This is a genomic window from Marinirhabdus gelatinilytica, from assembly GCF_003353425.1.
Lineage (GTDB): Bacteria > Bacteroidota > Bacteroidia > Flavobacteriales > Flavobacteriaceae > Marinirhabdus > Marinirhabdus gelatinilytica.
The window spans coordinates 111088-127333 of sequence record NZ_QRAO01000003.1 but is presented as its reverse complement, the minus strand read 5'-3'; the positions used below and the strand labels follow the sequence as shown (position 1 = coordinate 127333).

Annotated in this window: 11 protein-coding genes; 6 read left to right on the top strand and 5 right to left on the bottom strand. The window is 42.0% G+C overall.

The window, feature by feature from the left end:
• Positions 1-192 precede the first annotated feature (192 nt).
• The 3 genes from C8D94_RS09590 to C8D94_RS09580 all read left to right on the top strand — a co-directional run bounded on the left by C8D94_RS09590 (position 193) and on the right by C8D94_RS09580 (position 4364).
• On the top strand, positions 193-1734 hold the full coding sequence (locus tag C8D94_RS09590; RefSeq protein ID WP_115123732.1) for an NAD(P)H-hydrate dehydratase: 1542 nt from the start codon (positions 193-195) through the stop codon (positions 1732-1734).
• 204 nt (positions 1735-1938) lie between these two features.
• Complete coding sequence (gene hutH / locus C8D94_RS09585; RefSeq protein ID WP_115123731.1) at positions 1939-3450, top strand: histidine ammonia-lyase; 1512 nt, start codon at positions 1939-1941, stop codon at positions 3448-3450.
• A gap of 20 nt (positions 3451-3470) precedes the next feature.
• On the top strand, positions 3471-4364 hold the full coding sequence (locus C8D94_RS09580; RefSeq protein ID WP_115123730.1) for a T9SS type A sorting domain-containing protein: 894 nt from the start codon (positions 3471-3473) through the stop codon (positions 4362-4364).
• 148 nt (positions 4365-4512) lie between these two features.
• Here the strand turns inward: C8D94_RS09580 and C8D94_RS09575 are convergent, their stop codons facing one another.
• A complete protein-coding gene (locus C8D94_RS09575; RefSeq protein WP_115123729.1) occupies positions 4513-7068 on the bottom strand; it encodes an ATP-dependent Clp protease ATP-binding subunit in 2556 nt (851 codons plus the stop codon).
• Positions 7069-7338: 270 nt separating this feature from the next.
• On the opposite strand from C8D94_RS09575, the gene gyrA reads away from it, so the two are divergent.
• Positions 7339-9903 (top strand): DNA gyrase subunit A, encoded by a 2565-nt coding sequence (gyrA, locus tag C8D94_RS09570; protein WP_115123728.1) that lies wholly within the window; start codon positions 7339-7341, stop codon positions 9901-9903.
• Positions 9904-9918: 15 nt separating this feature from the next.
• Positions 9919-11178: a tetratricopeptide repeat protein gene (locus tag C8D94_RS09565; RefSeq protein ID WP_115123727.1), complete on the top strand. Its 1260-nt coding sequence runs from the start codon at positions 9919-9921 to the stop codon at positions 11176-11178.
• 54 nt (positions 11179-11232) lie between these two features.
• Here the strand turns inward: C8D94_RS09565 and C8D94_RS09560 are convergent, their stop codons facing one another.
• Entirely contained in the window at positions 11233-11982 is a 750-nt protein-coding gene (locus C8D94_RS09560; protein WP_115123726.1) for a C40 family peptidase, read from the bottom strand.
• A 74-nt stretch (positions 11983-12056) separates the two neighbouring features.
• Complete coding sequence (locus C8D94_RS09555) at positions 12057-13229, bottom strand: acetyl-CoA C-acyltransferase (RefSeq protein WP_115123725.1); 1173 nt, start codon at positions 13227-13229, stop codon at positions 12057-12059.
• A 179-nt stretch (positions 13230-13408) separates the two neighbouring features.
• On the opposite strand from C8D94_RS09555, the gene C8D94_RS09550 reads away from it, so the two are divergent.
• On the top strand, positions 13409-15454 hold the full coding sequence (locus tag C8D94_RS09550; RefSeq protein ID WP_115123724.1) for an HD family phosphohydrolase: 2046 nt from the start codon (positions 13409-13411) through the stop codon (positions 15452-15454).
• 98 nt (positions 15455-15552) lie between these two features.
• On the opposite strand, the gene C8D94_RS09545 is transcribed toward C8D94_RS09550, so the two are convergent.
• Positions 15553-15825, bottom strand: a complete 273-nt coding sequence (locus tag C8D94_RS09545; protein WP_115123723.1) for a GIY-YIG nuclease family protein — start codon at positions 15823-15825, stop codon at positions 15553-15555.
• An 84-nt stretch (positions 15826-15909) separates the two neighbouring features.
• Positions 15910-16246, bottom strand: a 337-nt coding sequence (locus C8D94_RS09540) for a GIY-YIG nuclease family protein (protein WP_245946261.1), incomplete at its 5' end; no start/stop codon positions are given.

The window sequence follows — 16246 nt, the reverse complement described above, 5'->3', positions numbered from 1 at the left end:
AGGAATGCAAAGGTAGGTTTTCTGTGCTGTAGTTTAAAATTTCTAGAGTTTTCCTTTTAATTACCCAAATATTAACGGTGTTTTTAAATAGCTTGCTAGAATTTTTCAATACAAGTATCTTTACTCGATAATCGAAATTTTCATGCCTTGGGCTTGCCGAGAGGCAGTTTACCTAGCAATCAAAAATTACCTATGAAGATATTTTCAGCAGCACAACTTCACGAAGCCGATAAAATAACAACCCAAAAACACAATATAACCCAACTGGACTTGATGGAGCGTGCCGGGACACAGATATTCAACTGGTTGCATGGCCGTATGCAGGGAGCACAAGTTCCCGTCCACATATTTTGCGGGATTGGGAACAATGGTGGCGATGGCTTGGTGGTAGGCCGTATGCTGCACGAACACGGGTACAACGTAAAAATTTATATAGCCAATTTTACCGATAAACGCTCCAAGTGTTTTCTGGTAAATTACGATAGAGTTAAGGATGTTACCAAGAATTGGCCTACGTTAATGACTTCAGAAGAAGATTTCCCCGAGATAAGTCCAGAAGATATCATTATTGATGCACTTTTTGGGATAGGACTGAACAGACCTCCAGAAGGCTGGGTAAAAAAGCTGATACAATATATCAACAGCACAAAATCGTTTAAGCTTTCTATCGATATCCCCAGCGGAATGTATGCAGATAAAGCCCTGGACGATCCTGAAGCAGTTGTAAGGGCCAACCACACCCTTGCCTTCCAAGCGCCAAAATTGAGCTTCTTTTTACCCGAAACCGGGAAGTTTGTGCCCTATTTTGAAGTATTGGAAATAGGGTTGGACCCAGAATACCTCCATACAACCGAACCACTTGCCCAGATTATAGCCAAGCCCGAAGCACAACAATTTTACAAACAACGAGAAAAATACGCCCACAAGGGTACCTATGGCCATACCTTGGTAATTGCAGGAAGTTATGGGAAGATAGGGGCTGCGGTACTCTCCGCCAAAGCATCCTATAAAACAGGTTCGGGACTGGTGACGGCATTCGTTCCAGAATGTGGTTATACCGTCTTACAGACTGCCGTTCCGGAAGCAATGACGTTGACCGATAAAGAAGATGATTTAATTACTGAAATAAAACTGGATTTTGAACCTTCGGCCATAGCTGTGGGGATGGGAATAGGAACCAAGGCTGAAACCGTTAGAGCGCTGGAGAAATTGTTCACCACCACAAAAAGCCCCATGGTAATAGATGCCGATGCCTTGAACTGTATTTCAGAAAACAAATCGTTGCTAGAAAAACTCCCCGAACTCTCTATATTAACACCACATCCAGGCGAATTGAAACGATTGGTTGGAGACTGGAAAGACGATTTTGAAAAACTAGAAAAGACCAAGGCTTTTGCAAAACAACACAATGTAATAATTATCGTAAAAGGCGCTAATACCATCGTTGCGATAGAAAATAGGTTGTACATAAATACAACAGGAAATCCAGGGATGGCGACTGGTGGTAGTGGCGATGTGCTATCGGGGATGATAGCAGGTTTGCTCTCCCAGGGATACGACCCGTTGATCGCATCGGTTTTTGCTGCATACCTGCACGGTAGCGCAGGAAATCAGGCCACTCATACTTTAGGCTTTGAGGCATTGACGGCCAGCGATATCGTGGAACATATTGGGGCTGCATTTCTAGAGCTATTTGCTATGAAACAAGAAGAGGATAAAAACAAGAATGCTTGATCTTGATTACAGAGCATAGGTGTTCTATCTAAAAAGAGTGTTTTTTACCGTGTCGAAATATAGCTTTACAGGAATTTGTAATGTAGAATGGTTTCATTTTTTATGTCCTTTGTGATTCTTTAAAAATGTAATTTATTTTTCACTTCTGGGTATTTAGGTAATTTTTACTACTTAGAATTGTATTTTTGTAAAAACACCAAATCAATGCAAGAGACCCATTACATAAGCTCAGAAAATTTAGACCTTCCCATTATCAGCACTATTCTGGAAGAAAATATGCTGTTGGAGCTTTCCGAAGAAGCTGTATTGAACATTAAAAAATCCTACGAGTACCTTCATAAGAAAATAGACAGCGACAAAAGCCCCGTGTACGGTATCAACACAGGTTTCGGCTCATTATGCAACGTTAAGATAGCCGATGAACATCTTAGCAAACTCCAGGAAAACCTTGTAAAATCCCATGCCTGTGGTACCGGAGAGTTTGTCCCCAGAGCCATAGTAAAACTAATGCTGTTGCTTAAAATTCAATCTTTAAGCTATGGGTATAGTGGCGTACAACTGGAAACGGTAGAGCGTTTGGTAGCATTTTATAATAACGATGTTCTTCCCGTAATTTATACCCAGGGAAGCCTTGGGGCCTCTGGAGATCTGGCCCCACTGGCACATCTCGCCCTACCGCTTTTGGGAGTAGGTGAAGTTTGGATAAACGGTGAAATTGTTGCTTCAGAAAAAATCCTTAAAAAACACAACTGGAAACCCATTACCCTGCAAGCAAAAGAAGGCCTGGCATTGCTCAACGGTACCCAGTTTATGAGTGCCTATGGTGTGTACGCACTGCTCAAGGCGCATAAGCTATCTTTCTTGGCCGATTTGATTGGCGCAACCTCTGTAGATGCTTTCGATTGTAATATGAGCCCCTTTAACGCATTGGTGCACCTTGTGCGTCCACACCGGGGGCAAATAAAGACCGCAGAACGTATCTTGGAATTCTTAGAGGATAGCGAAATAGGCAAAAGTGAGAAGGAGAGTGTGCAGGACCCTTATTCATTCAGGTGTATCCCGCAGGTACACGGTGCTAGCAAGGATACCATTTTGTTTGCACATAAAACCTTTAAGACTGAGATTAACAGCGTGACGGACAACCCCAACATTTTTATTGATGCCGATACTATAATTTCTGGTGGAAACTTTCACGGGCAGCCACTTGCCCTAGCTTTGGACTATTTGGGTATTGCAATGGCAGAATTGGCTAATATTTCAGAAAGGAGAACCTATCAATTGGTTTCGGGGTTACGAGGGTTACCAGACTTTTTGGTGAACAATCCTGGCTTGAACAGTGGCTTTATGATCCCGCAGTATACAGCAGCCAGCATCGTGAGCCAGAACAAGCAGTTGGCCGTACCAGCTTCGGTAGATAGTATTGTGTCCAGCAATGGGCAGGAGGACCACGTGAGTATGGGAGCCAATGCTGCTACAAAGTGTTTGCGTATTGTGGATAACCTTGAAACCGTGTTGGCCATAGAGTTGATGAACGCCTCCCAAGCGCTGGAGTTCAGAAAACCTAAAAAATCCTCTACCTTGGTAGAGAGCTTTTTAAGTGCCTTCAGAAACGTAGTGCCATTTGTGGCCGAAGACAGGTTATTGGCAGACGATATACACGCTGCCGTGGCATACATACAGAGTTTTTCAATAGATAGAGAGGTGCTTTTTGGGTAGTATAAATTAAAATTTTCCTTATGAAACTGAAACTTATAACAGGCGTTCTATTTATTACAACCTCACTTTTTGTAAAAGCACAAGAATATGTCCCTATGTTGGATTCGTTCAACGAGTGGAAATTTACCACTTGCAATTTTGGTTGTATTACCGATACGTATTTTACCGATGGCGATACACTCGTAGGAGGCGAATCGTTTAAGATATTGGACGGTTACCACTATATTTCACGAGGGTTTCTGTTGCGTGAGGATGTAGCCGAAAAAAAAGTATACATAAAAATCATTCTTCCAAACCGTGTTGAAAATTACCTCTTGTACGATTTCTCACTTTCTGAAGGCGATACGTTTGAAATGTTCAACCCAATCACCCCTTTCCCAGAAGAAGGAGGGATGTTCCTTTTGGACTCCATAAGAAGCAGAACTCTAGTTGACGGTGAAGCATATAGGCATTTCTATTTTTCACCAGCTCCCGGAAATACCGCAAGTACAGAGAATGCTGTATGGATAGAAGGAATTGGCTCGCTGTCTATACTTACTGCTCCAGGAGGGTATCCGGACATTAACGATGTGGGGCATTTAAGCTGTGCGTACAAAGCGGGTAACCACGTGTACGAAAATTTGGACTCCATCGCAAAATGCGTCCCAGATATATTATCTATCCCTAGTAATAAAGACACCAATTGGAATCTTACGCTTTATCAAGAAGAAAACAATATTGTCCTTAAAAATGCTATAGGGGTTACAGAGGTTCTTCTGTTTGATATCTCAGGTAAAAAGAATATTGAAATCTTTAACCAATCCCAGAGCGAGTCAATATTTGTAGATACCACATCCTTGCAACAAGGAGTCTATATTCTGAAAGTTTTGGGAACAAACGGAAAGACGAAAACATTTAAGTTGTTGAAAAAGTAATCTTTTTAAGATTTTCGCTGAAACCGTTAAAATACGATAGCTTTCGGATTTCAAATTCACCAAGTAAAAAGCAAAAAAACAATCCCCTGCACATTTCCGTTGGAACAGAAAGGGGAGGGGACTGCTTGCTTCTGAAAAATTGTGAAGACTATTCTTGTTCGCTAGTCTTTTTCTTCTTCTTTATCTTGATACTTAGTTCATTACTTTTTTCATCCAAGTCCATAGTAATACTATCGCCTTCCCGCAAGTTAGAATTTATGATCTCCTCGGCCAATGCGTCTTCAATATACTTTTGGATAGCACGTTTTAGTGGTCTGGCACCGTATTCTTTATCAAAACCTTTGTCTGCGATATAGTCCTTGGCTTTTTCGGTAAGGGTTAGGTTGTAGCCTATGTCCTTTATACGGGTAAAAAGCTTGGAGAGTTCAATATCGATAATCTTATGGATATCTTCCCTATCAAGGGCATTGAACACCATGACATCGTCCACTCGGTTAAGAAATTCGGGTGCAAAAGCTTTCTTCAAGGCATTTTCAATAATACTCTTTGCGTTCGATTCGGCTTGGCTGAGTTGCGAAGCGGTTCCAAAACCTACGCCAGTACCAAAATCCTTCAGCTTACGCGCGCCAATGTTGGAGGTCATAATGATAATAGTATTTCTAAAATCGATCTTTCTTCCCAAACTATCGGTTAAATAACCGTCATCCAACACTTGCAACAACATATTGAAAACGTCTGGGTGGGCCTTCTCTATTTCATCCAGCAATACCACGGCATAAGGCTTGCGGCGTATCTTTTCGGTAAGTTGTCCCCCTTCTTCATACCCAACATATCCTGGAGGGGCACCTATCAAACGAGATACAGCAAACTTTTCCATGTACTCGCTCATATCTATACGTACCAAAGCATTGTCATTATCAAAGAGCTCGCGCGCCAAGACTTTTGCCAATTGTGTTTTACCTACACCTGTCTGTCCTAAAAATATAAAGGAACCAATGGGTTTGTTGGGGTCTTTTAATCCTGCACGGTTCCGCTGTATGGCCTTAACAACTTTTGAAACGGCCTCATCTTGGCCAATAACCTTTCCTTTAATGCGGTCTGGCAGGGCAGCAAGCTTGTTACTTTCCGTCTGGGCGATACGGTTCACAGGAATACCCGTCATCATGGATACTACTTCGGCAACTTGTTCTTCGTCCACGGTCTCTTTGTGAAGCGCGCTATCTTTTTCCCAAGCTTCTTGGGCATCTGCCAATTGTTTCTCTAAGTTCTTTTCGTCATCACGTAACTTTGCTGCTTCTTCGTATTTCTGTTTTTTTACTACAGAATTTTTATGCTCACGCACCGCTTCAAGATCTGCTTCTAGCTGCAAGATTTTTTCGGGCACGTGTATGTTGGTAATATGTACGCGACTTCCGGCTTCGTCCAAAGCATCAATGGCTTTGTCCGGAAGAAATCGTTCCGTCATATACCTATTGGTAAGCTTTACACAGGCTTCCAGTGCATCGTCAGTATAACTTACATTGTGATGGGATTCGTATTTTTCTTTGATGTTCTGTAGAATTTCAATGGTTTCCTCTACCGTGGTAGGCTCCACCAATACTTTTTGGAACCTTCGCTCCAATGCACCATCTTTTTCTATGTACTGTCGGTACTCATCTAGCGTAGTTGCGCCTACACATTGAATTTCACCACGGGCAAGGGCAGGTTTGAACATGTTACTGGCGTCCAGAGATCCTGTAGCGCCTCCAGCACCTACAATGGTGTGTATTTCATCGATAAACAAGATGATATCGTCATTTTTTTCCAGCTCGTTCATCACAGCTTTCATGCGTTCCTCAAACTGTCCGCGGTATTTGGTTCCCGCAACAAGGCTAGCAAGATCGAGTGTTACCACACGCTTGTCGTATAAGATTCGGCTTACTTTGCGCTGTACAATACGCAGGGCGAGACCTTCGGCAATGGCACTTTTACCAACGCCAGGTTCTCCTATGAGTAATGGGTTGTTCTTTTTTCTTCTACTCAATACTTGTGATACACGCTGTATTTCGTTTTCGCGACCTACTACGGGGTCTAACTTACCTTCTTCGGCTTGTGCTGTAAGATCCCTTCCAAAGTTGTCCAGAACGGGTGTCTTGGATTTTTTGGTAGATTTTGCACTGCTAGAGGAACCAAAGAGGTTCTCCTTGTTGTCGTCTTCACTTGGGGAGTTTTCATCGTTGGGAAAACTCTCTGCAGTGGGTTCTATATAATCGTCGTCGTTTGTGATCATGAGTTTAAATTGGTCTTTCACACCATCGTAATCTACTTTCATTTTGTTCAGCAACTTGGTAGTTGGGTCGTTCTCGTTCCTAAGGATGCACAAAAGTAAATGTGCTGTGTTGATAGAGGAACTCTGGAAGAGCTTTGCTTCCAAAAAAGTAGTTTTTAAGGCGCGTTCTGCCTGACGTGTTAAATGTAAATTCTTTTTATCGTTGGTATTGTTTCCAGCATTGGGATTTGCAGGGCTTAAGATTTCAACCTTACGGCGTAAATGGTTTAAATCTATGTCCAACTGGTTGAGAATGGTTACTGCTTTGCCGTTGCCATCACGAAGTAGGCCCAACATAAGGTGTTCGGTTCCTATAAAATCGTGACCCAACCGTAGCGCTTCTTCTTTGCTGTAAGCAATAACGTCTTTTACTCTGGGTGAAAAATTATCGTCCATATTATTGTGTTCCTGTCTGTCTAAAATTAGCTATTCTCGAAGGTATTTCATTATTAAAATGTCAAAAATGATGCCTTTCCCATACTGGTGAAAGTAAAAGGACAAAAAAATCAATGAATAACCAAGTATAAAGTACGATAGTTATTAACGATAGCCTACTAAATTTTTGTTAATAAAATCGTGAATAATACAAGGGTTTTCCCCTGTTGAAACCTTCAAAAATAAGTATCTTGCTTTCTTGATTAACTGAAATACATAAAGAATTATTATATGGCTGAAGGCGAAAAATTAATCCCAATAAACATTGAAGATGAAATGAAATCGGCTTACATCGATTATTCGATGTCGGTCATCGTGTCACGTGCACTGCCAGATGTGCGCGATGGTATGAAACCAGTACACAGGCGTGTACTTTACGGTATGCACGAGTTGGGAGTGCGTGCCAATACAGCACATAAAAAATCGGCAAGAATTGTGGGAGAGGTTCTGGGTAAGTACCACCCGCACGGAGATACTTCAGTATACGATGCCATGGTGCGTATGGCCCAAGAATGGAGCTTGCGCTATATGCTGGTAGATGGGCAAGGTAACTTTGGTAGTATAGATGGCGATAGCCCTGCTGCAATGCGTTATACTGAGGCCCGTATGCAGAAGATTTCCGAAGATATGCTGGCCGATATCGACAAGGAAACGGTAGACCACCAGTTAAATTTCGACGACACCTTAAAAGAGCCCACAGTGCTACCAACCCGAGTACCGGGATTGCTCATCAATGGCGCATCGGGTATTGCCGTGGGTATGGCTACCAATATGCCTCCGCATAATCTTAGTGAAGTGATAGACGGTACCGTAGCCTATATAGACGATAACGATATTGATATAGATGGCCTGATGCAGCACATAAAGGCACCAGATTTCCCAACAGGAGGAATCATTTATGGCTACGATGGTGTTCGCGATGCCTTCCATACGGGACGTGGCCGTGTAGTAATGCGCGGTAAGGCCAGTTTTGAAGAAGTGAATGGCCGTGAGTGCATTATTGTTTCCGAAATTCCTTACCAGGTGAATAAGGCCAATATGATTAAAAAGACTGCCGACCTGGTAAACGAAAAGAAGATCGAAGGAATTTCAAACATTCGTGACGAGAGTGACCGTAAGGGGATGCGTATAGTATATATTCTGAAACGTGATGCCATTCCAAATATCGTTTTGAATATGTTGTATAAATACACGGAGCTGCAATCTAGCTTTAGTGTAAACAACATCGCTTTGGTAAATGGGCGTCCACGTTTGCTGAACCTTAAAGAAATGATCCACTATTTCGTGGAGCACCGTCACGAAGTGGTAACCCGCCGTACCCAATATTTATTGAGAAAGGCCGAAGAGCGTGCACATATCCTGGAAGGGTTGATTATCGCTTCGGACAATATAGACGAAGTGATTGCCCTAATTAGAGCTTCTGCAAATGCCGATGAGGCCCGCCAAAAGTTGATGGACACCTTCGAGCTTTCAGAAATACAGGCCAAAGCCATCGTAGAAATGCGCCTGCGCCAATTAACAGGCCTGGAACAGGACAAGCTGCGCAGTGAGTATGATGAATTGATGAAAACCATTGAAGACTATAAAGATATCCTTGCCAAAAAGGAACGTAGAATGGCTATCATTAAAGAGGAACTGGAGGAGATAAGAGCCAAGTATGGTGATGAACGCCGTTCTACCATTGAGTATGCTGGAGGTGATGTAAGTATTACCGACCTTATTCCCGACGAGCAAGTAGTAATTACCATCTCGCACGCAGGATATATTAAGCGTACCTCTTTGACAGAGTATAAACAGCAAAATAGAGGAGGGGTTGGGCAAAAAGCATCATCAACCAGAAATGAAGATTTCTTGGAGCATATGTTTGTGGGTACCAACCACCAATATATGCTGTTCTTCACCCAAAAGGGAAAATGTTTCTGGATGCGTGTTTTCGAAATCCCGGAAGGAAGCAGACAATCTAAAGGAAGGGCGATTCAAAACCTAATAAATATTGAGCCGGACGATAAAGTAAAAGCGTTCATTTGTACGCAGGACCTGAAAGACGAAGAGTATATTAATAGTCGCTACGTAATCATGGCGACCAAGAAAGGGCAGGTTAAGAAAACACCGCTGGAGCAATATTCAAGACCCCGTACCAATGGTATCAATGCCATTACTATTAAAGAAGGAGATGAACTTCTGGAGGCCAAGCTTACCCGTGGCGATAGCCAAGTAATGCTTGCCGTTAAGAGTGGTAAGGCCATTCGTTTTGAAGAGGAAAAAACCAGACCCATGGGTCGTAATGCATCAGGAGTTCGCGGTATTACCTTAGGAAACGAAAAAGATGAGGTAATAGGCATGGTTGCCATAAATGACACCGAGAGTGATATCCTCGTAGTTTCAGAAAATGGTTACGGAAAACGTTCTAGCATAGACGAGTACCGAATCACGAACCGTGGTGGAAAAGGGGTAAAAACCATTAGCGTTACCGAAAAAACCGGTAACTTAGTGGCCATCAAGAATGTGACCGATAGCGACGGACTTATGATCATCAATAAATCTGGTATTGCCATACGTATGGCTGTAGAGGATTTAAGGGTTATGGGGCGCGCTACACAAGGGGTACGACTCATAAAAGTACGCGATGAAGACTCTATCGCTGCTGTTGCCAAAGTGATGAACGATGAGGATAATGTGGAAGAAGTAGATGAGGACGGAAATGTGATACCTTCTGCTGAAGCCTCTAATGCTGAAGCAGATGAAAATGGCACGACTCTTGACAAAAATGGAACACAAACCGAAAATAACGAATAACGTAAAACTAAAGACATGAAAAAATATGTTGCAATGGCAGGAATTCTCCTAGTTACTGCCGTTTCTTTTGGACAAAAAAAAGAAATTAAAAGAGCTGACAAAGCCTTAAAAAATGGCGACGTTTCTGAAGCTATAGGATACATCAACGAAGCAGAAAGCTCAATTGGTAGCGCGGACAATGACCTTAAGGTAGATTTCTACGTAACAAAAGGGCAAGTGTACCTTGCAGATGCAGGAGATAGTGACACTGCAAAGATGATGCAATCTGCCGATGCCTTTAAAAAAGCAATGGAGCTTGATGCCGACAATAAAGATGCTAAGCTAGGTGTACAACAATTACGTGTTGCTCTGGTAAACAGCGCCGTGAGCGATCAACGTGCGAAAAACTTCGATTCCGCTACAAAAAAACTTTACACGAGTTATACGGTAGCAGGAGAAGAGTTGGATCTTTATAACGCCGCCGAGAGTGCGATTCTTGGAAAAGATTATGATACAGCACTGAAACACTATGAAAAGCTCTTGGAGCTCGGGTACACAGGCGAAAGAAAAGAATGGGTAGCTACCGATATTGAGACGGGTGAGGTTGTAGTTTTTGCTGATGAGGCTACAAGATCTACCAATATGCTTTCAGGGAAATATACCAATCCAGACGAGCGTATGTCTGCTTCAGTAAAAGGTGATATCTTAAAGAATATTGCACTAATCTACACTAGCAAAGGTGATAAAGAAAAAGCCAAAAAAGTGATGGCAGATGCTAGAAAGGAAAATCCTGAAGATGTATCGCTTATGCGTGCAGAGGCAGATATGGCGTATCAAGCAAATGATATGAAAACCTATAATGCCATAATGGACCAGATTATTGCTACAGATCCTAGTAATCCAGAACTTAGATACAACCTAGGTGTAGGTTTTGCCAAGAACGGTGAAGAAGACAAAGCAATTGAGCAATATAAAAAGGCCTTGGAGTTAGACCCTACCTATGCTGCTGCCCAGATCAATATTGCAGCCACTTTGCTAGGTAAGGAGAGTGCCATTGTTGAAGAAATGAACAACCTTGGAACTTCTTCAGCAGATAATAAGCGCTACGACGAGCTTAAGGAAGAACGTAAGCAACTTTATCGAGAAGTACTCCCTTATTTAGAGTCTGCTGTGGAGCAACGAAGCGAAAATGTAGAATTGGTTCGTACCCTTATGAATATTTACAGCCAACTTGGTGAGGATGCAAAATTTAAGGAAATGAAGGCCAAGCTGCAAACATTGGAAGGCGGTAAGTAATTGAAAGCTATCTTCCCAAGATAAAAACACCTCTCAAATTTTTGAGAGGTTTTTTTATACAATACGTTTTATGACACGTAGTTTATGGGTATGCTGGCGTTGTTCGTAATTAAAGATGCCCGTGTGGTCTATTCGGTCTATCCTTACCTTTCCGTGGGCGTGTATAATATAGTTGTCCTTCATTATAATACCTACGTGGGTGATGTCCCCTTCAGTATTATCAAAAAAGGCTAGATCCCCAGGTTCGCTTTCCTCAATAAAACTCAACGGTTCCCCTTGTGTGGCTTGCTGGCTTGCATCTCGCAATAACTTATATCCGTTAAGTTTGTAGCACATTTGTGTAAAGCCACTACAGTCTATCCCAAAAGGCGTCTTACCGCCCCAAAGATATGGAGCGTTGAGATATAGTAAAGCAGTATCTACTATGTGTGCTTTAGGTTGTTTTTCTGAAACATAAGTACCTTCAGAAATATGTTTTAGATAAGAGGCTGCTGCCACGTTACAGCCTAATGGTAGGGCTAGCAACATGTTCTCCTCGGTGGTGAGCATTCCTACTAGATCTGAGACCAACCTTGGTTTCTGTTTGTTTAATGTGTGATAGTCTTCTTCAGCAATAAGAACAAATTGCTTATTGTCTATCCAGCCTTCATATGTATCAAAAAATAAACGGATACGCGACCATTTTTTCCGTTGCTCTACAACTTTAAACGTTTCACCATAAAGTACCTGCGTAACCATTTCGCTAGTATCTGCTGCTTCTAATCGAAGGGGGACAATGCTTAGGTTACAAAGGCCGTATTTCATATATGGAGCTACGTTTATGGGCTAGAATTTCCGTTTGGGATATTGTGGTTTTGGCTGCTGAACAAATTAAAAAATTACCTTTCAATAACCATTGCGCTAGCACCACCACCACCGTTACAGATAGCTGCGGCACCAATCTTTGCATCGTTCTGTTCCAGCACGTTGAGAAGTGTGATCAATATTCGAACCCCACTACATCCTAACGGATGTCCAAGGGAAACGGCACCTCCGTTTATATTTACATTGCTGTCGTCCAGGCCAAGGATTTTCATGTTGGCCAGCCCGACTACGGCAAAGGCTTCGTTAAATTCAAAATAATCTACATCGTCTTTTATAATGCCTGCTTTTTCCAATGCTTTTGGCAATGCTTTTGCAGGAGCAGTGGTAAACCATTTAGGTTCTTGTGCTGCATCGGCATAACTCTTTATGGTGGCTAGTGGCTTTATTCCCAGTTCATTTGCCTTTTCTTCGCTCATCAAGACCATAGCGCCGGCACCGTCGTTAATGGTAGAGGCATTGGCCGCAGTTACCGTCCCGTCCTTGCTAAAAGCAGGGCGTAGAGAAGGTATCTTCTCCATCTTTACATTTTTAAATTCTTCATCTTCCGAAATCACTATAGGCTCACCTCTACGCTGTGGTACACTTACGGGCACGACCTCGTTTGCAAATTTACCCTCGCTCCAAGCTTTGGCAGAACGCTCATAGGATTTAACGGCAAATGCATCTTGGTCTTCACGGGAAAAATTATGTTCGGTAGCACACACATCTGCACATACACCCATGGCATTGTGGTCGTACGCATCCACGAGTCCGTCTTTTTGCATTCCATCTATTAAAGTAGCTGGACCAAATTTAGTCCCCTTTCGCATGTTAACATAATGTGGGATATTGCTCATACTCTCCATACCTCCGGCAACGATAACCGAAGCATCGCCCAAAGCAATGGATTGCGCGGCCTGCATTACTGCCTTCATTCCGGAAGCACAAACTTTATTAATGGTAGTACAAGGTACAGTATCTGGTATGCCGGCACCCAATGCGGCTTGTCTTGCAGGGGCTTGACCTACACCTGCCTGTACAACGTTCCCCATAAGCACCTCTTCAACTTGCGATGGATCTAGGTTTATTTTTTCCAGTGCTCCTTTTATGGCAGTGCTCCCCAACTGTGTTGCACTAACGGAGGATAGGCTGCCCATAAAGCTTCCTATAGGTGTTCTCGCTGCTGCTGCTATAACTACTTTTTTCATAATTTGTTTGTTTGAAACGGTATCTTATTTTTAATTGATTTCTTACGAAGAACCAAGGTGTTTCTCTTCAGAAAGAAAGTGCAAAATTACACATTTTAAATAGAACTTTCAATCTTAAGCTCGTTCCGCTTTGGGATTAATGGACTGTATATACTACCTTTACTCTAGCAAAGACTTTTATGAAACAGTTTTTTTCATTCCTTTCTAGAAATCAAGCAGCAATTTACAGGGTCTTCCTGTTTCTACTTTCCACATTTCTAGTTATTTACTTACTTCCCAAGGGAGGGCAGTTTAAATATAACTTTCAGAAGGGCAAGCCCTGGCAGTACGAAAACTTATATGCACCTTTTAGTTTTGCCATAAAAAAATCTGAAGCTGAACTCACCCAAGAGAAGAAAAACATACGTGAGAATACAATTCCCTATTTTGAATATAGACTGAACGCTAAGGACAAGGCCAAGGCACAATTTGATGAGCTGCTGAAGACTTCCTTTGTGGATAGTTTGTTTGAAGTAAAACGTAGGACTATAGAGACCATAGGATACCAGTTTATAGATCAAGTATACCGTTTTGGCGTGATAGATGAAGTTGCCACCACAAGTCAAGAGGATTTAATTTATTTAAAGCGGGGCAACGAGGTTGAAGAGATTACTTTTGGACAACTTGTCCAAACATCTGAGCTAAAGGATCTTATTGAGGATTTTATAGTTAAAAATAAAGCGCAATCTTTTTCGGAGTTTCTTGCCATTTTACTGAACAGGGCCATTACGCCCAATGTGACAAAGGATAACAAGTTGACCGAAGATTCCATTGCAGCCTCCCTTGAAGCGATTAACCCCAATCAAGGTATTGTGGAAAAAGGGGGGCGCATAATTGCTAAGGGGGAAGTAGTGGAGGGGACCACGTTTCAAATCTTGACCTCGCTACAGGATGAATACCAATCTCTGGTTTGGAGTAAAAACAATAGGTTCTGGCTTATTTTTGGCTATGCAATGCTGGTTTCACTGGTCTTTTTAATGCTGTTTCTTTTTCTTAAAAAATATAGAGATGAAATTTTCAGTAACAATACTAAAGTTACGTTTATATTTTTCAATATAATCTTGATGGTTTTCTTGACCACTATTGTTGTAAAACTAGACGCCAATTATGTATATGTAGTTCCTTTATGTATTCTTCCGTTAATCCTGAAGGCTTTCTTTGATCCTAGGCTGGGATTGTTCGTACATGTATTAACATTACTGTTATTGGGGTTTGTGGTACCCAACAGTTTCGAATTCTTGTTCTTGCAGATCATTGCTGGGATTGTAACTATCCTAACTGTTTCAGAATTGTACAGAAGGGCAAATCTTTTTATGTCGGTAGGACAAATCACCATTGTTTATATAATTGGTTATTTCGCTTTCTATATTATACAGGAAGGGAACGTGCTTAATCTGGAATTCAAAAATTTCGGGTTTTTTGTACTTGCTGGTCTGGCTACCCTGTTCGCACACCCACTGATCTATTTTTATGAAAAGTTATTCGGTCTCGTTTCCGATGTTTCATTATTGGAGCTAAGTGATACAAACAGTAAATTGCTAAAAGAACTTAGCAACAAGGCTCCGGGCACCTTTCACCATTCCCTGAATGTTGCCAATCTTGCCGAGGCTGCGGCCAATGAGATTGGTGCCAATGCGATGTTGGTTAGGGTAGGGGCTCTGTATCATGATATTGGTAAAATGGAAAATCCAACCAGTTTTACCGAAAATCAGCTGAGTGGCTACAATGTTCATGATGAATTACCCCCCAAGGAAAGTGCAAGGGTTATAATAGACCATGTGATCAACGGTATTGAAATGGCCAGAAGGAAAAAATTACCGGACAGGATCATAGACTTTATACGAACCCACCACGGAACCACCGTAGTATATTATTTCTATAAGAAACAGGAAAGGCTTGAAGGTACGGCACAGATTGAAGACTTTCAATATCCCGGACCTTTGCCATTCTCTAAAGAAACAGCAATCCTAATGATGGCCGATAGTGTTGAAGCAGCAAGTAAGAGTTTAAAAGAACCTACTTCATCAAAGATTGATAGTTTTGTTGAAAAGATTGTCGATGGGCAAATGAAACAAGGACAGTTCCTGAATGCCAATATCACCTTCAAAGAAATTCAATCTATAAAAAAAGTGTTGAAGAAAAAACTGAACAATATTTACCACTTACGTGTAGAGTACCCTGAATAATCTCTTACTTAGTTAATCAAAAAACCCCGCAATTGCTGGGCTTTAAGTGATCGCACCAGGATTCGAACCTGGGACCGTCCCGCTGGCAGCGGGATGCTCTATCTATCCGTATAGCCATCGTGAGAGTTGCGAATTAACTTTTCTAAGTACTTCTTGGATTTTCTTGATTTAATGTAGCGTTCTCTGGCATAAGCCTCTTCTTTAGTGGAATACACCTCAAAGTATTGTAGCTTCCAATCACTGGCTCTTCCTGTATATCCTTTATGATTGGAGTTGTGTTTCCTGATACGTTCGTCAAGCACATCGCCCGTATGCCCCACATAATAGCGGTCAAGCGTTTTAGAAAACAGTATGTAGGTAAAAAAGCTCATAATCAAAAAACCCCGCAATTGCGGGGCTTTAAGTGATCGCACCAGGATTCGAACCTGGGACCGTCCCGCTGGCAGCGGGATGCTCTATCTATCCGTATAGCCATCGTGAGAGTTGCGAATTAACTTTTCTAAGTACTTCTTGGATTTTCTTGATTTAATGTAGCGTTCTCTGGCATAAGCCTCTTCTTTAGTGGAATACACCTCAAAGTATTGTAGCTTCCAATCACTGGCTCTTCCTGTATATCCTTTATGATTGGAGTTGTGTTTCCTGATACGTTCGTCAAGCACATCGCCCGTATGCCCCACATAATAGCGGTCAAGCGTTTTAGAAAACAGTATGTAGGTAAAAAAGCTCATAATCAAAAAACCCCGCAATTGCGGGGCTTTAAGTGATCGCACCAGGATTCGAACCTGGGACCGC